Source organism: Fundicoccus ignavus, assembly GCF_009659375.1.
Lineage (GTDB): Bacteria > Bacillota > Bacilli > Lactobacillales > Aerococcaceae > Fundicoccus > Fundicoccus ignavus.
Genome location: NZ_WJQT01000002.1, coordinates 70,999 through 90,960, shown reverse-complemented (window position 1 = coordinate 90,960; position 19,962 = coordinate 70,999). Strand labels below are relative to the sequence as shown.

General features: G+C 35.5%; 18 protein-coding genes, 1 other RNA gene and 1 riboswitch. Of the genes, 7 read left to right on the top strand and 12 right to left on the bottom strand.

All coding sequences use genetic code 11. The features are described from left to right. Positions 1–357: 357 nt before the first annotated feature. The 4 genes from deoC to GF867_RS02450 all read right to left on the bottom strand — a co-directional run bounded on the left by deoC (position 358) and on the right by GF867_RS02450 (position 3,340). Positions 358–1,035, bottom strand: coding sequence for a deoxyribose-phosphate aldolase (deoC, locus tag GF867_RS02465; protein WP_153831537.1), 678 nt, complete (start codon positions 1,033–1,035; stop codon positions 358–360). A gap of 35 nt (positions 1,036–1,070) precedes the next feature. Continuing rightward, positions 1,071–1,832 carry a 16S rRNA (uracil(1498)-N(3))-methyltransferase gene (locus tag GF867_RS02460; RefSeq protein ID WP_366927729.1) on the bottom strand — a complete coding sequence of 254 codons (762 nt, stop codon included), beginning with the start codon at positions 1,830–1,832 and terminating at the stop codon, positions 1,071–1,073. Then, the gene (gene prmA, locus GF867_RS02455; RefSeq protein WP_153831536.1) at positions 1,832–2,782 is read right to left on the bottom strand and encodes a 50S ribosomal protein L11 methyltransferase; all 951 of its coding nucleotides are present in this window, start codon (positions 2,780–2,782) and stop codon (positions 1,832–1,834) included. Before prmA ends, GF867_RS02460 begins: the two co-directional genes overlap by 1 nt. Positions 2,783–2,845: 63 nt before the next feature. Then, entirely contained in the window at positions 2,846–3,340 is a 495-nt protein-coding gene (locus GF867_RS02450) for a DUF3013 family protein (protein ID WP_153831535.1), read from the bottom strand. 326 nt (positions 3,341–3,666) lie between these two features. Between GF867_RS02450 and gpsB the strand changes: the two genes are divergently transcribed. The 3 genes from gpsB to GF867_RS02435 all read left to right on the top strand — a co-directional run bounded on the left by gpsB (position 3,667) and on the right by GF867_RS02435 (position 5,657). Then, positions 3,667–4,023: a cell division regulator GpsB gene (gene gpsB / locus GF867_RS02445; protein WP_153831534.1), complete on the top strand. Its 357-nt coding sequence runs from the start codon at positions 3,667–3,669 to the stop codon at positions 4,021–4,023. Positions 4,024–4,042: 19 nt separating this feature from the next. Beyond that, positions 4,043–4,410: RNase P RNA component class B (rnpB, locus tag GF867_RS02440), an RNA gene on the top strand. A gap of 119 nt (positions 4,411–4,529) precedes the next feature. Next, positions 4,530–5,657, top strand: a complete 1,128-nt coding sequence (locus tag GF867_RS02435) for a THUMP domain-containing class I SAM-dependent RNA methyltransferase (RefSeq protein ID WP_153831533.1) — start codon at positions 4,530–4,532, stop codon at positions 5,655–5,657. Positions 5,658–6,884: 1,227 nt separating this feature from the next. Here the strand turns inward: GF867_RS02435 and GF867_RS02430 are convergent. From GF867_RS02430 to GF867_RS02410, 5 genes are all read right to left on the bottom strand, one after another. Then, complete coding sequence (locus tag GF867_RS02430; protein WP_153831532.1) at positions 6,885–7,625, bottom strand: amino acid ABC transporter ATP-binding protein; 741 nt, start codon at positions 7,623–7,625, stop codon at positions 6,885–6,887. Positions 7,626–7,642: 17 nt separating this feature from the next. After that, positions 7,643–10,108 carry an ABC transporter substrate-binding protein/permease gene (locus GF867_RS02425; RefSeq protein ID WP_253940706.1) on the bottom strand — a complete coding sequence of 822 codons (2,466 nt, stop codon included), beginning with the start codon at positions 10,106–10,108 and terminating at the stop codon, positions 7,643–7,645. 271 nt (positions 10,109–10,379) lie between these two features. Beyond that, positions 10,380–11,267, bottom strand: coding sequence for a prephenate dehydrogenase (locus GF867_RS02420; RefSeq protein ID WP_153831530.1), 888 nt, complete (start codon positions 11,265–11,267; stop codon positions 10,380–10,382). A gap of 28 nt (positions 11,268–11,295) precedes the next feature. After that, positions 11,296–12,171 carry a prephenate dehydratase gene (locus tag GF867_RS02415; RefSeq protein ID WP_172973934.1) on the bottom strand — a complete coding sequence of 292 codons (876 nt, stop codon included), beginning with the start codon at positions 12,169–12,171 and terminating at the stop codon, positions 11,296–11,298. Between the two features lie 494 nt (positions 12,172–12,665). After that, positions 12,666–13,085 (bottom strand): ribonuclease HI family protein, encoded by a 420-nt coding sequence (locus GF867_RS02410; protein WP_153831528.1) that lies wholly within the window; start codon positions 13,083–13,085, stop codon positions 12,666–12,668. Positions 13,086–13,211: 126 nt separating this feature from the next. Between GF867_RS02410 and GF867_RS02405 the strand changes: the two genes are divergently transcribed. Further along, on the top strand, positions 13,212–14,192 hold the full coding sequence (locus tag GF867_RS02405; protein WP_153831527.1) for a hypothetical protein: 981 nt from the start codon (positions 13,212–13,214) through the stop codon (positions 14,190–14,192). Between the two features lie 127 nt (positions 14,193–14,319). On the opposite strand, the gene GF867_RS02400 is transcribed toward GF867_RS02405, so the two are convergent. Continuing rightward, positions 14,320–14,724 (bottom strand): DUF2187 family protein, encoded by a 405-nt coding sequence (locus GF867_RS02400; RefSeq protein ID WP_153831526.1) that lies wholly within the window; start codon positions 14,722–14,724, stop codon positions 14,320–14,322. A 90-nt stretch (positions 14,725–14,814) separates the two neighbouring features. Beyond that, on the bottom strand, positions 14,815–15,714 hold the full coding sequence (locus tag GF867_RS02395; protein WP_172973933.1) for a diacylglycerol/lipid kinase family protein: 900 nt from the start codon (positions 15,712–15,714) through the stop codon (positions 14,815–14,817). A 129-nt stretch (positions 15,715–15,843) separates the two neighbouring features. Between GF867_RS02395 and GF867_RS02390 the strand changes: the two genes are divergently transcribed. Next, positions 15,844–16,407, top strand: coding sequence for a 5-formyltetrahydrofolate cyclo-ligase (locus tag GF867_RS02390; RefSeq protein ID WP_153831524.1), 564 nt, complete (start codon positions 15,844–15,846; stop codon positions 16,405–16,407). A 43-nt stretch (positions 16,408–16,450) separates the two neighbouring features. Beyond that, positions 16,451–16,550, top strand: a riboswitch (THF riboswitch). 36 nt (positions 16,551–16,586) lie between these two features. Continuing rightward, positions 16,587–17,144 carry a folate family ECF transporter S component gene (locus GF867_RS02385; RefSeq protein WP_153831523.1) on the top strand — a complete coding sequence of 186 codons (558 nt, stop codon included), beginning with the start codon at positions 16,587–16,589 and terminating at the stop codon, positions 17,142–17,144. Positions 17,145–17,350: 206 nt separating this feature from the next. Here GF867_RS02385 and GF867_RS02380 read toward each other — a convergent pair whose 3' ends face one another. Further along, positions 17,351–18,715, bottom strand: coding sequence for an MATE family efflux transporter (locus GF867_RS02380; protein ID WP_153831522.1), 1,365 nt, complete (start codon positions 18,713–18,715; stop codon positions 17,351–17,353). Between the two features lie 246 nt (positions 18,716–18,961). Here GF867_RS02380 and trhO point away from each other — a divergent pair, with 246 nt between their 5' ends. Continuing rightward, positions 18,962–19,933, top strand: coding sequence for an oxygen-dependent tRNA uridine(34) hydroxylase TrhO (trhO, locus tag GF867_RS02375; RefSeq protein ID WP_153831521.1), 972 nt, complete (start codon positions 18,962–18,964; stop codon positions 19,931–19,933). The last annotated feature ends 29 nt before the right edge of the window (positions 19,934–19,962 follow it).

Genomic DNA, 19,962 nt, shown 5'->3' with positions numbered 1-19,962 from the left:
GACAAGTCCAAAGATTTTAAATTCTGATTAGCAGTATAATTTGATTATATCGCTTTACTTTTGTTGGAATATTTAACGTAGATCAGCTAATTGTTTTCCATAGCGGTATAAAGGGCAATCGGCGTAGCTTGGTGTGACTTTGAGCGCAGCGAATTAGACACACCCTAGCCGATTGAGCTGGAAAAGTATGAAGCGCTAGCGAAGGCTTTGAAAGCGACCACCGCCTTGGAAAACCATCAGCTGAACGTAGTATAAAGCTTGATAAATCAACATAAAACTTATAAAACCTTATACTATGAAAAAGACAGCCCAACTATTTCAGTTAGACTGTCTTTCTTATTGTATCTTTTAAATTAATTAATAGTTATCGTCTGAAGTAACTTCTGCTGGTTTTTGCGTTACGATTGCGATACCTTTAGAAGCTCCAATACGTGTTGCCCCTACTTCAATCATTGCCATTGCTTCAGCATAGTTAGATACGCCTCCACTTGCTTTAACACCCAAATCAGGTCCTACAGCTTGACGCATTAAGGTAACGTCTTCTAATGTTGCTCCACCAGTTGAAAAGCCTGTTGAAGTTTTAACGAAGTCTGTTCCGCCTCGTTGAGCTGCTTGTGAAGCTAATGTTTTTTCTTCATCATTTAATAAAGAAGTTTCAATAATCACTTTAACAACCACTTCTTCTGGTACTGCTTCAACAACTGCACGCACATCTTTTTCAACAGTTTCCCAGTCACCAGCTTTTGCTGCGCCAATATTGATGACCATATCAACTTCATCTGCACCGTCTTCTACAGCCGTTTTAGCTTCAAAAGCTTTAACTGCAGTAGCATTAGCTCCTAGAGGGAAGCCAATTACTGTACAAACTTTTACATCGCTATCCGCTAATAACTCTTTAGCCAGTGGAATATGAACTGGATTAATACATACAGACATAAAATTGTATTCAGCCGCTTCTTCACATAATGTTTTGATTTGATCAACTGTCGCATCTGCTTTCAACAAAGTATGATCAATATATTTACTTAATTCCATAAAAATACCTCTTCCATATAAATATTATATTGCTATTATACCTTAACTAATTCTAAAGCAAAACTCAAGGCACTTAAGAAATAAATTGGTGCAGTTTCGGCACGTAAAATTCTGGGTCCTAAACTACACGCTAAGAAACCAGCGGCCTCTAACTTTTCTACTTCTTTGCTCTCCAAACCACCTTCAGAACCGAATACCATCAATACTTTCTGACTAGGTTCCAATTGGCGAAAGACTTCTGCTAATTGAGAGTGGAGGCCTTCTTTAGCCGTTTCTTCATAAGCTATAAGCTTTACATCAAAACTATCTGCTGTTTTTATCAATTGATCCAACGTTTGTAAATCACTTACTTCTGGTACTACAAGACGATGACTCTGTTCAGCAGCTGCCTTAGATATTTTTGCCAAACGATCCACTTTAGCCTTAACTTTGTTCCCTGTCCATTTCACTACGTCACGTTTCAACGCTAAAGGGATAAATACATTCATCCCACATTCTGTAGCTTTCTGCACAATCGTGTCTACTTTATCGTTTTTCGATAAACCACAAGCAATCGTCACATTAACTGGCAATTCGATTGAAATGGCTTCAACAGACCGAACAATCTCAAGTAAAGCTATTTGTTCGTTAATTTCGACCAACTGTGCCACATAGGCAAAACCTTTTCTATCAACTACTTTTATTTCTGTACCTATTTTAGCTCTCATTACATTAAGAAAATGATGACTATCTAATTCAGATAAAGGTATGCGTTCTTTTAAAGACACTTCTAATTTGTCGATAAAATATTGTTGCACTATTCATCACGTTCCTTTTCAGTTACATAACCAACCCATCCATTAAGAATATTCTTTTGAACGACTTTCCAGCCATGCTCTTTAAGTGAAGCTTCTAATTTAGTAGCTTGATCTTCAATAATTCCGCCTAACAACAGATAACCATCGTCTTTAAGTAATTTTCTCGCATCCTCAAACATATTAACCAATATATGTGGCAAAATATTCGCGACAATTAAATCTGCTTCTTGGGTCACACCAACTAATAAATCATTAACCGCAAAGTTTACATTAGAAATATCAATATCTGCTTGAAAATCTTTATTCTGAATTGCACTTTCGACCGCTTGCGGATCTAAATCAAAGCCATCAACTTTTTCTGCTCCCAATGCCACTGCAGCAAAAGCTAATATTCCCGAACCCGTTCCTACATCTAAAACCGTTTCACCACCACGTATATACATCTCTAACCCTTGAACACCTAACTGTGTTGTGGGGTGCGTTCCAGTTCCAAAAGCTAAACCTGGATCTAATCGAATCACTTTTTCGTCTTTACTTCCTTCATACTTTTCCCAAATAGGCGCTATCGTAATAAAACGACTTACACGTTGTACATGATAATGTTGCATCCAATTTTTTTGCCAGTTTTCGTTTTCAAAAGACTCTAATTTAATTGAATATTGCACTTCTGACAAAGCATCTTTAATAGCTTTGTCTAACGTTTCTAAGTCGATTACTTGCTCTTCAGAATAGTATCCAATAATTTCAGTATCTTTTTTTAGCATTTCATCTGAAATTTCTTGAGGCATTTCACCAAATAAGTCCGGATGATTTTCTAAATAACCATACGCGTAGTTCACTTCTGTCCCCTGTGCTTCTTGCTCTAATAATAAATAACTAATCCAATCAATTAATTGTGTATCTACCGTATCAACCGATACAATAACCTTTTGCCATAAAATTTCAGTCAAAGCATTCTCCCCTTTTCAAGTTGTCTTTTTTTCAGACTATTTATATTTAGATTCTAGCTGTAGTTAATTAAATTGTGGAAAGAATACTTGGCTTTCACTATATCGAGATGTGTTCACTAAAGTTTCTCTCATTTTCTGAAATTCATCTTCACGCCATTCTATCGAGAAGCGAGTAGTTGGGATGTTCGCTAAATACTCAGTCCATTTCAACGGAACCTCCGCAGTAAGGACTTTTAAATAACGTATTAAGGCAAACAACTCTCCATACATAATCCCAGTATCACGACTAACCGGAACCGTCTTTAAATAGTGTTTCCCCTCAACTTTAATCAATTCCTCGTCATAAATAATCGCTCTTACTTCAAATGGGACTGGATTTTGATTGTATTGATTACCATAAATATCAATTAATTCAAAATGGTTGGGATTGGGTAGATTAAATTGAAAAATAAGCTCTAAATAATGACGTTGTTCGCGCCATTCGATTCCCCATTCACAATGAAAATAATTTTCTTTGATTAATTTATCTACAACAACTAACAAGTTATTTCTTTCCATAATATCTTCACCTACTTTGCAATCATATTATGAAGGAGTAATTAATAAAATTCAATTAAAACTCCTAACGACTTCAGATTCTCTAACAAAATATAGTACACTATATTTAGAACATCCATTCGCTTTAAAAATATTTCCTAGCGTGTCATAATGAAATATACAAAGTAAATTGTTAAAAAGCTCTTAATTATCATAATTTCTTTTGATATTTGTTGAGAATGGTAGTACACTGTAATAGTTGCCATCAGGGCATAATAGAAACAAATTGATTATATAGATGATGAATATTTTTCATAACATAGAATAAAATTTATGAGGTGACCAAAATGGCTGAAAAAAACCTAACAGCAAAAGATATTTTACAAAAAGAATTCACTAAAACAATGCGTGGTTATAATACCGCTGAGGTGGATGAGTATTTAGATAACATTATTCGCGATTACGACTCTTACCAAAAAGACGTTGTTTACTTAAAAAACGAGAACGAACGATTAATTAGTAAAGTGGACGAGTTAACAAAACAATTAGCCCTTGCTAAGAAAAATGTACCAACCACTCCTGGAAGTGGCGTCACTAACTTTGATATCCTAAAACGTTTATCAAATTTAGAAAAACATGTTTTTGGTTCAAAAATCAACAACACAGATAATACAATCGACTATTCAGAAGTAACAAAATATTAAGTTAAATAATCAATTAGTGAGTTTCAGGTAATCGCGGCTAAACTAGATTTAGCTGAGGAAAGTCCATGCTCGCACAAGCTGAGATGCTTGTAGTGTTCGTGCTCAGCGAAACAATAAGCTGAGGTAGTATCCTTGAGATGCTAACGGCGAAGAAAACATCTAAGGCGCAAGCTATGATGGAGTACTTCCTAAGGTGCCACAGTGACGATTCTTAATGGAAACATTAAGGTGGAACGGGTAAACCCCTCGAGCGAGCAACCCAAACATTCGGTAGGGGCACTTTTTCAATGGAATTTAACAGAGAAAGAGACAAGTAATTGTAGATAGATGATTACCCTTTTGTTAAGCTGCCTATTCTTAACAATTGACAAAACATGGCTTATCGAAACTCACTACATAGGCTTTTAGACTCTGAAAAAGAGTCTTTTTTATTGGACTTTTAACGATATATAACGCAAACTATTTTAAAAGACATTACTATTTATTCCCAAATGAAAGGAAGCTATATGAAGAAATATTCTCTAATCGCAACTGCTGCTGCTGGTATCGAATCATTAGTAGCAAGCGAATTAAAAGATCATGGTTATCAAACTCAAACGGAGAACGGTCGTGTTCGTTTCGAAGGAGATGCACGCGATATTGCGTTTACTAACTTATGGTTAAGAACTGCTGACCGTATCAAAATATCTTACGGTGAATTCAAAGCAAAAACATTTGAATCTCTATTTGATCAAACTTACGCCCTACCTTGGGAAGATATTCTACCCTTAGATGCTGAATTCCCAGTTAGTGGCAAATCCGTTAAATCAACTTTATACAGTGTGCCTAACTGTCAACGAATTGTAAAAAAAGCAATTTCAAAACGTTTAATGGATTACTATCACCGTCGTCAAAACTTACCAGAAACAGGCGCCAAATATCCAATCGAAGTTTCCATTTTAAAAGACCACGTCATCTTATCATTAGATACTAGTGGTTCAAGTTTATTTAAACGTGGTTATCGGGTTGATAAAGGTGGCGCTCCATTAAAAGAAAATATGGCTGCTGCATTAATTAAACTGACCACTTGGCATCCAGATCGCCCTCTTTATGACCCTACTTGTGGTTCTGGTACAATTCTAATCGAAGCTGCACTCATCGGACATAACATTGCCCCTGGATTCAACCGTTCTTTCGCGGCTGAAGAATGGCACATGTTACACCCCGAAGTATGGCAAACAGTACGTAATGAAGCTGAAGAAGCTGCAGATTACGATGTTGAGCTTGATTTATACGGCACTGATATTGATCACCGCATGATTGAAATTGCTAAAACGAATGCACTAGAAGCTGGCGTTCACGACAGCATCACATTTAAACAAATGCAATTAAGTGACTATGTCCCAACTAAAGATTTCGGAATTTTAATTTCAAATCCACCTTACGGTGACCGTTTGTTGGACGAAGAAAAAGTTCATGAGCTTTACCGTCAAATGGGTGAAGTCTATCGCAAAATGCCTACTTGGAGTAAGTACATTCTAACAAGTGATGAAAACTTCGAAGAGTACTACGGTGAACGTGCAACCAAAAAACGTAAGCTTTATAATGGTGCATTAAAAGTAGACTATTACCAATACTGGGGAAAACGTAAATAGATAAATACTAACGCGTGAAAACGTTGCTTTATCAAGGCTTATCTTTGATCAAAAGTTACTACAAGCTATATAAAATAATTAAAGTGCCCTGTTTAAATAAGGGGCACTTTTTATCTGCTTTCCGTTTTTTCAATCATATTTATTTGACGTTTCTTCATTTGCTAACCGAAACAAGAAAAATAAAAAAAGAAGGAAAATAGCTATTTTAGCGACTTTTGACCCTCGTTTTTCGTGTATGGGACTTTCTCCACCTTAAAAGCACGTCGTTCAATCAGCGAGGAGCCACCAATGACCAAATACTTGTTTTCCCCATATTTGCTCTATCAAATAGATTATGCAGAAACTAACAGCTTCAATCACCCCATAATGAAACTTCGAATACAATCGAGGTTAGTTGGTCGATAATCCTTTTAACTTGGTTCGCTACAAACTGGATACCCGCAACTTAGCACCTTCAACATTCCGCTCACTCTCACAATTTTTAAATTCCCCACCAACATGATTTTATTTTCGCAATCATCTCCCTAGACACTTCTTCCTCCTAATTTATAAGTAAAGCAACAAGTAAATAAGGAATCCTCAGACTAGTTTGAAGTCTTTATATTTCGTTTAATAGCATCAGCTTGATAATAAAGCGTTACTTTTGTTGGAACACTATGCGTAGTTCAGCGAGTTAGCGGTTTAAAGGTCAATCGGCGCAGCTGCTCTGACTATGAGCGAAGCGAGTTAGACAGTTCCTAGTCGATTGAGCTGAAAAGCACGAACGTCAGTGAGACTTTAAAAGCGACCACCGCCTTACAAAACAATAAGCTGAGCGAAGCATATCAAAGCGTGACAAATCAACAAAAACCTTATAACCTCATATACTACAATTAGAAAACCTCGGGCGAGTCCGAGGACTTTAAATTCTGTTTAGCAGTATAACTTGATTATATCGCTTTACTTTTGTTGGAATACTTAACGTAGCTCAGCGAATTGTTTTCCATAGCGGTACAAGGGGCAATCGGCGTAGCTTGCTCTGTCTATGAGCAAAGCGAATTAGACAGAGCCTAGCCGATTGAGCTGGAAAAGCACGAACGTCAGTGAGGCTTTGGAAGCGACCTCCGCCTTGGAAAACAATCAGCTGAGCGAAATACAAAGATTGGTAAATCAACATAAAACTTATAAAACCTTATACAAAAAAACTTTCGAACAATTCTTAAAGAATGGCCCGAAAGTTTTTTTAAGTTATTGAATTGAGTCGAATCCTCTAATAAATTGACGAGTTCTTTCGTTTTGTGGATGATCAAAAATCTGTGTAGGTGTTCCTTCCTCAGCAATATTTCCTTTATCTAAAAAGATAACATGGTCAGATACTTGTTTAGCAAAGTTCATTTCATGTGTTACTAATAACATCGTTGTTTTTTCATGAGCAACTTTCATAATTAAATCTAATATTCCTCCAACAAGCTCTGGATCTAAAGCTGATGTCGGCTCATCAAACAAAATTACTTCCGGCTCAATCGCTAGTGCTCTCGCAATCCCAACCCTTTGTTGTTGTCCACCAGATAGTTTATTAGGATAGTAATTCATGCGATCTTTCATCCCTACTATTTCTAAATAATGTTCTGCAATAGGTTTAGCTTCTGATAAAGTCATACGCTTTACCATTAACAAGTTCTCCATAACGTTCTCTAATGCAGTTTTTTTAGAGAATAAGGCATAGTTTTGAAAGACCATCGCTGTTTGTCTTCTTAAAGCTAATATTTCTTGCTGATTAATTTCTGCTACATCTTTGGTAGTTGTGCCAATTTGAATGATTCCTTGATCAGCAGGTTCTAAGAAATTCACAGTTCTCAATAAGGTTGACTTTCCAGATCCACTTGAACCAATAATCGACAGAACATTGCCAGTTGGTACTTCTAAATTGATATTATTTAATACAGTATTTTGGTTAAATGATTTTGACCAGTTTTCTAATTTCAGCATCGTGTTACCCCCTTCTCTTATCTGTTTTCAGTTTGAATTGTCTCAATATGTTCTACTTCTTTTTGATCTACATTAAGGCGCTTTTCTAATCGCTTGATGAGTTGCTCAATAACAATACAAATCAACCAATAAATGAGCGCTACTGCTATATATGCCTCAAAGAAACGTAGATTTGATCCTGCAATAATTCGCGCTTGTCCCATGATATCAATAACTGTCACAGTAAAGGCTAATGATGTCCCTTTTAGTAAGCTAATTAAGCTGTTTCCTAAGTTTGGAATCGCCACGATTAAAGCAGAAGGCAGAATAATACGACGCATCGTTTGACCATTTGTTAATCCAATCGACTTCGCTGCTTCGATTTCAATTTTATTGACTGACAGGATAGCCGCACGGAATGTTTCTGAATTATAAGCTGCTTCATTTAGCCCTAATGCCACAAATACGTATAGTAAGGCCGGAATGCCATTTACATCGATTCCCCAACCCATTTGTTGATTTAACCAACGAACAATAAGCGGAAATCCATAGAAAGCTAAGAATAGTTGCACTAATTGAGGCGTTCCACGCATAAAGGAAACGAAGACACTAAAAATTTGAGACAAAATAGGGATTTCGCGAATTTTAACTAAAGCTATGGCAAAGCCAAGTACTAAGCCAATGAACGCAGAAACAACTGTCATTAACAACGTAATTGGCAATTTATCGAGAATAGCAGGTATTATTTGCGGAATGACTTCTGGTGCAAATATTTTCCCATTCGATGAGTTCGTATTCTCTTCAATGATTTCATCATTTTCTTTAACTGCTTGTTCTAATCTTTCGGCTTCAATCTCATTATTTTTATCGAGAATTATTTCTGTTAGTTGAGTATCATCTTGACCTAAATACTTCTCACTAATGGTCGCTAAAGTGCCATCTTCACGCATTTCTGCTAGAACTTCATCCATCATATCTCTTAGTTCAACATCCGTTGTACGATAGATAAAGTATGAGCCTGGTGGTCGTATTTCGTCTTCATTCTCAATTGGATGGGCTTTTAACTGAATGCCAAACGTTTGCTCTACATCATATAAATATGTCGTTGCATAAATTGTCGCATCAAATCGACCATTGTATACATCTCGAATAATGGTTGAGGGATCCGAATCCACATATTCAATTTTAACTGCTGATTCTGGATTAGTTTCATTCCATGCTTCTAAGAATAAAGATTGAGGCGATGCAGGCACAACACCAAAACTTTTACCGGCGAAATCTTCAATCTTTAAATCATCGTCAGCATCTTGCCCAGTAATGATTACATTGTGCGTGATAACATACGGGTATAGCGAGAATAAAAATCGTTCTCGACGATCACCGCTTTCCCCTAAATTGTTCGCTAGCAAATCAAAACTTCCAGCGTCTAAACCAGCGAAAAGCGATGCAAATTCTGTTAATTCAAAGCTAAAACTCACGTCATCTAATCTTCTATCAATTTCTTGAATGATGTCAATTTCCAAACCTACCAATTCGTTGTTATCATTGAAGAAATTCAAGGGTTTTGTTTGCCCTGATGTTCCGACAACATAGTTCTTTTCTACTTCATCCGAATTCTCTCCATTAAGTGCTACTCTTTCTGCTTCAATCAAATCATTCTTTTCAAGAATGTCTGTCGTTAATTTTGTGTCATCTTGACCGAAATACTTCTCGCTTAATGTAGCTAAAAAGCCATCTTCACGCATTTCTGCCAAAACTTCATCAATTGCATTTCTAAGGGTTAAACTTTTTGCATCATCACGGTATAAAGCATATGTGCCAGGGGGTTGTATCGCATCTTCATCCTCAATGGGGTGTCCACTTAAGTTAATTCCAAATGTATCTTTTACATCGTTTAGATAAGTTGTTGAATAAATGGTCGCATCATAGCGACCAGACTCAACTTCTCGAATAATCGTAGAAGCATCGGCATCAATATATTCTAATTTAATGAGTTGATCAGGGTGTTCAGCATTATATTGTTCTAAGAAAATAGCTTGAGAAGACCCTGCCACTAATCCGATTGATTTGCCTGCTAAGTCGGCCAAAGTCACGACTTCCCCCTCATCCGGTCTAGTGATAATCACATTATGCGTAATTAAATAAGGATATTTAGAGAAAAGATATTTGTCACGTCTCTCAGTCTTTTCACCAATATTATTCGTAATAATATCAAATGTTCCTGCATCTAAGCCCGCAAAAAGTGAGGCAAATTCTGTCGTACTGTATTCAAATACATACTCTTCAAGTCGTTGGTCTATTTCTTCCAAAAGTTCAATTTCAAACCCAGTTAATTGATTATTTTCATCGTAATAATTATAGGGTTTTGATTGTGCTGAAACCCCAACTTTAACGGTTTCTTGAGCATTTACCCGATGATTCCCAAAACCAGAGCCACCCATTAAAATTAAAATCGTTAAAAAGACCATGTTTATACTGAACCGTAATTTATGCTTCATTCTCATTGTTATCCTTCTTTCAGAGTTATTATTCTTAAGTATTTCCTCAAACCAAAAAAGAGCCATTAGTCCTATCTAACTGGCTCCTTCAAAGGTTATTTAGGCCACTTAGATTGCATTGAAAATCTATGGGCGCGCACAAAACGATTGCCTTCATAGATATAAATTCTATCTATAAAAGCTATACAACGTTTTTTTTACTTGTTTGATTATTCCATGGCATAGTCATAACCTCTTTTTCTTGTATGTATAAAATATTGATGATCTCACTTTATAATTATTTGCCGCGTTCTTTTGCAAATTCATGTGCTTGATCCGCTGATTCCAAAGCTAAACGTTTCTGAGTCGAATGAATAAATTCTTGTTCAAGTGCTTCTTTGTCATTTGTCAAAATAGCTTGTTTTAAATTAGCTAATTGCTTCTCAAAAGACTCAATCACTTCCAACAAAGGTTCGCGATTATTCAACATCAGCTCAGACCAAAGTTTTTCATTCATTTTGGCAATACGTGTTAATTCTCTAAAACTATCTCCAATAAACTCAACCGTGTTTTGCCCTGTACTATCACTATTAATTAAAGCTGCAGCAATCAAATGGGTTAATTGACTCGTATAGGCAATCATCAAATCATGAGTTTTAGGTGAAGAGATGGTAATTCTACCAAAGCCTAGATCTTTCAATAATTGACTGAAAAACTCGATGGATGCTGCCTTATTTTTATCAGAAGGCGTTATGACATAATTAGCATGCAGAAAGACACGATCATCAGCAAAGGCAAAGCCTTGACTTTCACGTCCTGCCATTGGATGACCAAAAATGAATTCTACTTGCTCAGGAATAAGTGGCAATAATTCTTGCATAATGCTTTTTTTGATGCCAGAGGTTTCAACAATTAAAGCTCCCTCTTTAAAATCTTCTTGGTGAGTTACTACAAATTCAGTCACCAAATTAGGATAAAGCGCAATAATCACAATATCTGCATTCTGTAGGATGCTTTTATTAGTTGTTTCTCCTTTTTCAATAAAGCCCAATTTTTTAGCTTCGTCTAAAGTGTCTTGGTTAATGTCAATTGCCGACACCTGATAACGCCCTGGCAAACGATTAGCTAATGCTTTAGCAAATGATCCACCAATAATACCTAAACCAACAATCGCAATTTGTTTCATAATCTACTCCTTTTTTAGTTCATATGCACTAAGTACGATTCGGTCGTTTAACCTGATCAAATTGTGCCAATAACTGTACATGTTCTGCCACTTGCTTAAGTGTTTGAATCAAAATTTCGTTACTTACTATCATTTTATCTGCGGTAACTTCCAAAAAGAATCCATACGTAAAAGGTTGATTCTGGATTGGACGAGCGGTTAGACTTAGTAAATTTCCATTATAAATATCAAAAACTTGTAACAATTTTAATAAGGCTCCTGGCTCATGACGAGTTTCAATATAAAAAGCTAATACATTTCCCTCATAACGTTTACTCGTTTGATACTTTTCTAAAGTATAAAAACGTGTCATATTACTTTTCTCATCTTGAAAATCTTTTAATAATGGCGTCAAGCCGTATAATTCTCCAGCTCTCGCACTCGAAATAGCTGCCACCTTAGGATTTTTTAATTCTTGAACATGTAATGAAGCTCTTGCGGTATCATCATGCGCTTTAGCTTCAATATATGGATGTTGTTCAAAAAAACTGGTGCATTGAGACAATGCCTCCGGATGAGAATATACAGTTGTCAATTCTTCAATCGTACTACCAGCGACTCCCCAGAGATTATGGCTGACAGGTTGATAAGCTTCAGCAATTCCCATTACTGGTTTATATCGAAGTTGATCCAATAATTTTGTGATAGCACCTGTTGTTGAGTTTTCAACCGGTACCACGATTAAATCTACATCTTCATCAACTAGCGCTTGAGTCGTCTCGCAAAAATTTGAATACATGACTACTTCGAAGTCATTTTCCAAGTCACAATTTGTATGTAATTGCTTAGTTAATAGAGTATTTATATAATCCCTTGCAGTCATTTCACTATATGAGCCTGCAATTCCTTGAATACCAATTTTCATCATTTTACTCCTTAAAATTAGAATAATAATATTTAGATTAAAATTTCATTAACATTTGATACTTTAACATTTTTTTTTGTATTAGGCTAGCTATTGCAACTTTTATATTACATTTTTCTTCGTCTCAATAAGTATCAGACAACCTAGGACGAGTCCGAGTACATCAAATTCCGGTTAGTAGTTTTTATTTGATTATATCGCTTTGCTTTTGTTGGAATACTCAACGTAACTCAGAGAATTGTTTTCACAGTGGTATAAAAGGCAATCGGCATAGCTTGCTCTGACTATTAATAAAGAAAGCGACCACCACCTAAGAAAACAATAAGTTTGGCGAAGCACAGAGCTTGGTAAAATAATATAAACGTTTAATCCCTTACAATATAAAAAATCCCTCTAGTACAGTTACTAATTTAGTAACTGTACTAGAGGGGCTATCGATTTAGCGTAAATGACTTTACTTATAATGTGTTATCTAACATTGAAATCACCACAATTTACTCTATCCAACTCATTAACTTTCCTTGTTGATGTAAGGCTTGTTTAGCTAACTGATCAGCACCACGATTTTCTTTTTCGGGAATCCATTTAACAAAGGCTAAAGGTGCTTTTTCAAGACTCATAAGAATTCTTTTCAGTATTTCACGATAATGTTCTTCCTTTACATACGACTTCTGGACTGATTGCACTACAATTTTACTATCACTATGTATAAACAGAGTTTCATCTAACTGTTCATTAACTTCTAACAGTTTCAAAACCTGATCCAAAGCAAAAAATTCAGCTTGGTGGTTGTCGTAAACATCTTCAATTCTTATTTTGTAAGGGGTTTGTTGGCCATCGTCATTGATGATAATTGCAAGGCCCGCTGTTCGAGTTTTTGACTGAAATGCCGCATCAATATAAATTTTAAGCAATATTTTATCTCCATCCTTTTTTTATTATGGTATGATTAATTGTGATTCAAATAGTCTTTCTTGTGACGCCTTGGATGCGAACTATTTGAAGATTTACGTGTATATTTTATAAAGGGGGGCATCTAAATGTCTGATGTATTTGAAATGCCTAATAATGCAGAAAGTTATTATCGTAAAGCTCAAAATTTAATCGAACAAAAAGAGTATCTACAAGCTGCAGATTTATTGGAAAAAAGTTATCAGCTTCAACCTAATTTTATCGTCTTCAATGAATTAGTCAAACTCTATTTATCCTTTAAGATTAAAGATAAACTCCAAACTCTATGGGAAAGTTATTATCCTAATCAAGAGGATATTTATGTTGATGAGGAATTAAGTTTTCTCTACGGCTTATCGCTTCCGGTAATATATGAGAGCCAAACTGCACTCTTAGCATTATATCAACTTAAAGAAATTGCGCATCAATCAGGTTGGGCTACAGAACATTTGATTAAATCCATTAATGAATTAAACGATCAAAATTTATTTGAAAATTCTGTTCGTAAAGCGGTTGATAAACAAACTAGCGAACAACTTTTAGATCAGTTGTTAGAAAAAGGTAGTTTTTATCTTTTATCACGAATCAAAGTTCTTTACGACATGCCTTACGTCGACATTGAGATGTTGGTTCGTACACTATTAAAGAGTGATCAAGTTTTACACTATATTAAATCCGACTTATTACATTACTTAATTAATCAGAAAATTGAGGATACATTTGAATATCGTTGGTTTGGAAAAGATTTTTCATTTTCAATACCCGATTTAAAGCCCTATCGCGAAGATTCCACTTACCAAAAAGGCTTATGGGCCATTCAACAATATTGTGATACACACAATCCTCATTTGGTAAATGATATTAGTCAACAATTCACGATGCATGTCATGATTTATTATCCATTTTTAAAGGAAGTTATTTCTTCAGCTTCAAAATGGTTAGATATTTTCTTAGTTCAAAACGGACTTGAAGAAGAAGCAGACACAGCTACTTTAGACGAAACACTCTTCGACTATTATCAATTAGCCAACGAAGAATTATTCGTGCTACTCACACCGCCTAGTCATTAAACAAAAACAGAGTGTATCCGGTAACAACTATTGTCGACTAGATACACTCTTCTTATTTATTATTTATTATTTATTATTTATTATTTATTATGTATTATGTATTATTTATTTCAGTATTAATTTATTCCTATGCTTCGTCAATATCGCTTACAATTGGTTGTGAATCTAAAATAAGTCCTTCATCCTCATCTTGAGGTGGTAAAGTCACAAAATCAATAATATCTTTGAAATTGACAATTGTTCTTTCTTCAATGATGTCATGGAGAGTTTTATCTGATTTATCCCAATAAATCTCAACAACAGCACTATTGGTTAATAATTTAACAATTATTCCAGTCATATCCATCCCGCGGAAAGTAAATGTAATTTTATCTCCAATGTCTGGTCGAATTGAGGCTTTAACTTTCTCAATCATTTCCAACCCTTCGTCATAATCAACGTTTAATAAGGTCGCAATTCTTGATTTACTCGTTCCACGTCTTAATTCTTTTTCAATTAAGGCACGTTGATCCTTAGATAGCTTCGCTGCCATCGCTTCCCCTCTTTTCTGTTGGCTTATACGCTACATGTATCATTATATCATACTTCCATTCATCAAGTGAAACAATACGCATTATACCAACTATTCCGGTACAATAACCTGTAAACGATGTTTTAAAACTTTAATATCAAGAGGCAAATTAGGGCCTTGATCCCCATCCACATTACTCTCAATTTTTTTACCTATTAAATCTTTAATTTGAATGCGATTGTCAGAAAATACAAACATACTGTCAGTCTCTTCAGGTTGAATGCCCCCTTCAAATAAAGTGTAAAATGTTGTCACTGCTAAATTTTCTTTTGGTGCCAATAAATGAATGAGTCCATCATCATAACTAGCATGGGGAATCATACTCTCAACACCAGCAACACTATTTGTTAAAGCAACTAGCACTAAATCTGTTTCAAGTTCGCGTTTATTACCTGATGAATCTGTAATTTCGAGCTGATAGAGATCTTTTTTGAAATAAGCTTTCACGCCATCACGGACGTAAGCCAAGACGCCAAGTTTGTTTTTATCTTGAGAGTCCGTATGCATGACAGATTCAGGTAAAGCACCAATCGCAATAACGTTAATAAAATGTGTCGTCTCATTTATTTGACCAACATCTAATGGAACAGTCTTAACTTTTCGATATTGTTCAATTGCTTTTTCAGGTTGCATATCATAGCCTAACACACGTCCCAAATCATTGACCGTTCCCAAAGGTACAAAGCCGAAGAGAGGAACTTCTTCATTTTGTAAAAGTCCATCAACTGTTTCATTAACCGTTCCGTCTCCACCTAAACATATTACTGTATCGAATCCATCTGCTATTGCATTAGCAGCCCAATTTCGTGCATCCCCTACCTCTGTAGTCGGTTTAACCGTTGTTTGAGATTGATAAGTCTCCTCTAAAAGCTTACTTAATTTTTCAGCATATTCAACAGCTTTTCCTTTTCCTGAGCCTGGATTCGGTATAATTAAAACATTATTTAACATGTTGGCACCCCCAATTATAACTTTCATTAACTTAATAGTAGCATATTTTGCAGATGTTGCACGACTTTTTGATTTTTTGATAACAAAGGGCTATTATGAGAGAAAGAAAGAATTAAGGAGGCAATCAGAGTGGATAAAAAGACATTACGACACGATATATTCAAAAGAAGAGAAAGTTTATCAACAGAATACTTATTAGCTGCTAATAAAAGCATTGTTGATAAAGTTATAAATTGCGAAGCTTTCCACGCGGCGAACAACATATTTATCTACCATGGTGTCAATCGTGAATTAGATACGAGTAAGATTATCTCTGAAGCATTTCGTCAGAATAAAAAAATTGCCCTTCCACGCATTCATGGCAAAGGTGATATGCGTGCTCATTATTATAATCATGGTGATCAAATGACAGTAAGTTCGTTTGGTATTCCTGAACCTTTGGCCACAAGTCCTGAAATGGCTCCCTCAGAAATAGACTTGATTATTGTTCCGTGTGTTACCTGTAATGCACAGGGACATCGTTTAGGTTATGGTGGTGGTTTTTATGATCGCTTCTTAGCGAAAACTTCTGCTGTCAAAATATTGCCGTATTTTGAAAAGTTGATGGTGAATGATATTCCTATGAATCAATACGATCAAGTGATACCATGTATAATTACTGAAAATAATCTATATTCAATAAAGCTAACCTAGATTATTCTTAGGATTAGTTTTATAATAGATTCAAATAATAATTGACAGAGTAGAAGATTTGCGTAAAGTGTTGCTAGATGGAATGTTGCTAGCGAACGAAAAGTCTCGGTAAGGACTTGCGATTAATCTTTGCATTCGCTGCATATTAATGTAGCTCTCGTGTCTAAGGAGAGTAAAAAATGAATAACAACACTAGTCGTCCGTCGATTCGCTATACTAAGCCTGGTAAATTGCAAACGCATCAATTAACTTTGCTAGCAATTGTGTTAGCAGCAAGAATCGTATTAAGTTATGTGCCTTCAATGAAGTTTGGTTCCTATGCCGAAATTGGTTTTGGATTTATCGGAACCGCCATAAGTGGTATATTGTTTGGTCCTTGGTATGCTTTAATTGTCTCAGTCGCTAATGACTTAATCACTTCCCTACTACATGGTCAAAATTTCTTTCTGGGCTTCGTCTTAAGTGCTGCTTTGGGTGGTTATTTTTACGGCAAAGTTTTGTGGCGTCAAACCATCTCAAGGAAAAGAATTTTCATTGCAGTGCTATTAGTCACAATCATTATTAACTTAGGCCTTAACTCATTATGGATTAAAATAATGTTTGATCGCGCATGGATGGCGTTTCTACCTTTAAGAGTCGTTAAGAACCTTGTATCATTACCATTAAACACGATTTTATTAGGTTTAATCTTGATGAACCCTACTATCAAAAAATTACTTCAAAAATATCAATTTTAACAATTCAAAAGGCTAAAAGGGCTTGAACTATCTCTTAGGCCCTTATAGCTTATTTTTAATCACTACATTTTCAATCGTTTAATTGCCGAAATTCACAAAAATGGTTTTAAAATCAACATATATCTTATTCATCTATCAAATTCAAAAGACCTTTCAAGCCGATTTGACATTGGCTCGAAAGGTCTTTTCATTAAATACTCACTCTATTATGACTCTTGTAATTGAACAATATCTTTTTGAGCTTGTTCAGCCAGTCTATTCTTGCGTTTATGATAGGCAAAAGATAATGGCAATAGTGCCCCTAGCCAAGCGAGCGGATTTGCTAATACGATACCATTGAATCCCATAAATTGACTGAGCACAAAGGCTGCGATAACACGCATAATCAATTCCATTATACCGGCGACAGTTGGAATAAAACTATCACCTAATCCTTGTAAAGTGTAACGATAGATAAACAATAAACTCAATAACCAGTAAAATGGTGCTGTAAATCGGAAATATTGCTGGCCATATGCATAAATATCAGCTTGAGAATTCCCATCAGCAAAAATAGTTACTAAGTTACCTCCAAAGAAAATTAAGAAAATCCCTGCGAAAATTGCGACAGTTAAAGTTAAAAATGTTACGGAACGAACGCCCTGTTTAATTCGATCAAACTGATGTGCTCCATAGTTTTGACCAACATATGTTGCCATCGCAACTCCAAAAGACATAAGACTTAAGTTAACCACTTGGTCAATTTTTTGCGAAGCTGTAAATCCTGCTACTGCTAAAGGACCCAATTGATTCAATGCAAAGGTAACGGATAAAGATCCAATGGCAATAATTGAAGCTTGAAAAGCCATCGGCAAGCCAATTTTCCAGTGATGCACCAACTCTTCTTTCTCGACTTTAAGATGCTTCCAATCGATTTGTAAGAGGGGCCATTTTCGTCTTATTGTCCACATTAACAATACAACTGAAACGCCTTGTGAAATTATTGTCGCAACGCCAGCACCAAACGTCCCCCAATGGAAGTATACAATAAAGATATAATCTAATACGATATTGGTTAACATCGCGACTACCAAGAAGTAAAGCGGTGTACGGCTATCGCCTAATGCTCTCATTAAATTACTTAGCATATTATATAGAATCGTCATCAACATACCGCCGAAGATTATTTTTAAATAATCATAGGTATAGTCAATAATTTCGGTAGGTGTATTCATGAAAAGCAAGATATCTCTTAAAAAATAAGTGCTGATACAGGTTAAAATTAAACCAATCAAAATAGAAGACAACCAATTAATAAAAACACTCCGTTTAACTTTTGGATAATCTTCTGCACCAAATGCTTGAGCAGTTGGAATCGATAAACCAGATGTGAAACCTTGCGAAAAACCTAATATAAAAAACATTAAACTTCCAGAGGCGCCTAAACCTGCAAGCGCATTAACGCCAAGTGTACGACCTACAATGAAGGAATCGACCATATTATATAATAGCTGGAAAAAATTTCCGATGATTAAAGGAATTGAAAAAAGCACAATATTTTTTAATGGCGAACCTTTAGTCATACCTTTCATAAAACACCCACTTTCTTATTTGGTAAACAAAGAACAGTATAAGCTATCAATGCCTAAAACACAATAATGCAAGCACAATCTTTTGTCATATCCTGGTAATAAAATTATTATATTAATGAATTGTGTTCTGTTCTTTAAATTTTGATGAAAAAAGCTCGTCTATTGAGACTTTTAGAGTTTTTAAGTATAATATTAGAGTTAGATTTTAAATAATTGTAGCATGCAACTACAAGGAGGAATTTTATTATGTCAAAACCTTTTAGAGTATTACTTTACTATAAGTACACAAACATTGAAGATCCAGTCGCTTTCTCACAGGAACACTTAGCCAACTGTAAGCGTATCGGTATCAAAGGCCGTATATTAGTTGGGAAAGAAGGAATTAATGGAACTGTTTCAGGTACGGTTGAACAAACTGAAGCTTATAAAGATTACGTTCATTCATTACCTGGCTTTGAAGATTTATGGTTTAAGGAAGATGAAGAAGATATCATGGCTTTCAAAAAAATCTTCGTTCGTCCCCGTGAAGAAATCGTTAGCTTAGATTTAGAAGAAGATATCAATCCTCTAGAAACTACTGGTGAGTATCTTGACCCTAAAGCATTTAAAGAAGCTTTATTAGACGATGATACAATTGTATTAGATACACGCAATGACTACGAATATGACTTAGGTCACTTCCGTGGCGCTGTACGTCCTGACATTCGTAACTTCCGTGAATTACCACAGTGGGTAATTGATAACAAAGAGAAATTCATGGAAAAACGAGTTGTTGTTTACTGTACTGGTGGGATTCGTTGTGAGAAATTCTCTGGTTGGTTAGTTCGCGAAGGCTTCAAGGATGTTGGTCAATTACACGGCGGAATCGCAACATACGGTAAAGACCCTGAAATTCAAGGAGAATTATGGGATGGTAAAATGTACGTATTTGACGAACGTATTGCTGTAGACATTAACCATAAAGATCCAACAATCGTTGGTAAAGATTGGTTCGATGGTACTCCATGTGAACGTTATGTTAACTGTGGCAATCCTGAATGTAATGAGCAAATTTTAGCATCTGAAGAAAACGAAGCTAAATATGTTCGTGGTTGTTCACCTGAATGTCGTCGCCACCCACGCAATCGTTATATTGCAGAAAATAACCTCTCAACTGAAGAATGGGAATTACGTTTAAGCTCAATCGGTGAATCATTAACTGATATCGAAACTGCATAATCTACCCTATTATTAAGTCAAAGGAGGTG

Excerpts from the sequence above, each read along its gene's own strand:
- deoC (WP_153831537.1), bottom strand. The coding sequence starts at position 1,035 with ATGGAATTAAGTAAATATATTGATCATACTTTGTTGAAAGCAGATGCG.
- GF867_RS02450 (WP_153831535.1), bottom strand. The coding sequence starts at position 3,340 with ATGGAAAGAAATAACTTGTTAGTTGTTGTAGATAAATTAATCAAAGAA.
- gpsB (WP_153831534.1), top strand. The coding sequence starts at position 3,667 with ATGGCTGAAAAAAACCTAACAGCAAAAGATATTTTACAAAAAGAATTC.
- GF867_RS02435 (WP_153831533.1), top strand. The coding sequence starts at position 4,530 with ATGAAGAAATATTCTCTAATCGCAACTGCTGCTGCTGGTATCGAATCA.
- GF867_RS02430 (WP_153831532.1), bottom strand. The coding sequence starts at position 7,625 with ATGCTGAAATTAGAAAACTGGTCAAAATCATTTAACCAAAATACTGTA.
- GF867_RS02425 (WP_253940706.1), bottom strand. The coding sequence starts at position 10,108 with ATGAGAATGAAGCATAAATTACGGTTCAGTATAAACATGGTCTTTTTA.
- GF867_RS02420 (WP_153831530.1), bottom strand. The coding sequence starts at position 11,267 with ATGAAACAAATTGCGATTGTTGGTTTAGGTATTATTGGTGGATCATTT.
- GF867_RS02415 (WP_172973934.1), bottom strand. The coding sequence starts at position 12,171 with ATGAAAATTGGTATTCAAGGAATTGCAGGCTCATATAGTGAAATGACT.
- GF867_RS02405 (WP_153831527.1), top strand. The coding sequence starts at position 13,212 with ATGTCTGATGTATTTGAAATGCCTAATAATGCAGAAAGTTATTATCGT.
- GF867_RS02400 (WP_153831526.1), bottom strand. The coding sequence starts at position 14,724 with ATGGCAGCGAAGCTATCTAAGGATCAACGTGCCTTAATTGAAAAAGAA.
- GF867_RS02395 (WP_172973933.1), bottom strand. The coding sequence starts at position 15,714 with ATGTTAAATAATGTTTTAATTATACCGAATCCAGGCTCAGGAAAAGGA.
- GF867_RS02385 (WP_153831523.1), top strand. The coding sequence starts at position 16,587 with ATGAATAACAACACTAGTCGTCCGTCGATTCGCTATACTAAGCCTGGT.
- GF867_RS02380 (WP_153831522.1), bottom strand. The coding sequence starts at position 18,715 with ATGAAAGGTATGACTAAAGGTTCGCCATTAAAAAATATTGTGCTTTTT.
- trhO (WP_153831521.1), top strand. The coding sequence starts at position 18,962 with ATGTCAAAACCTTTTAGAGTATTACTTTACTATAAGTACACAAACATT.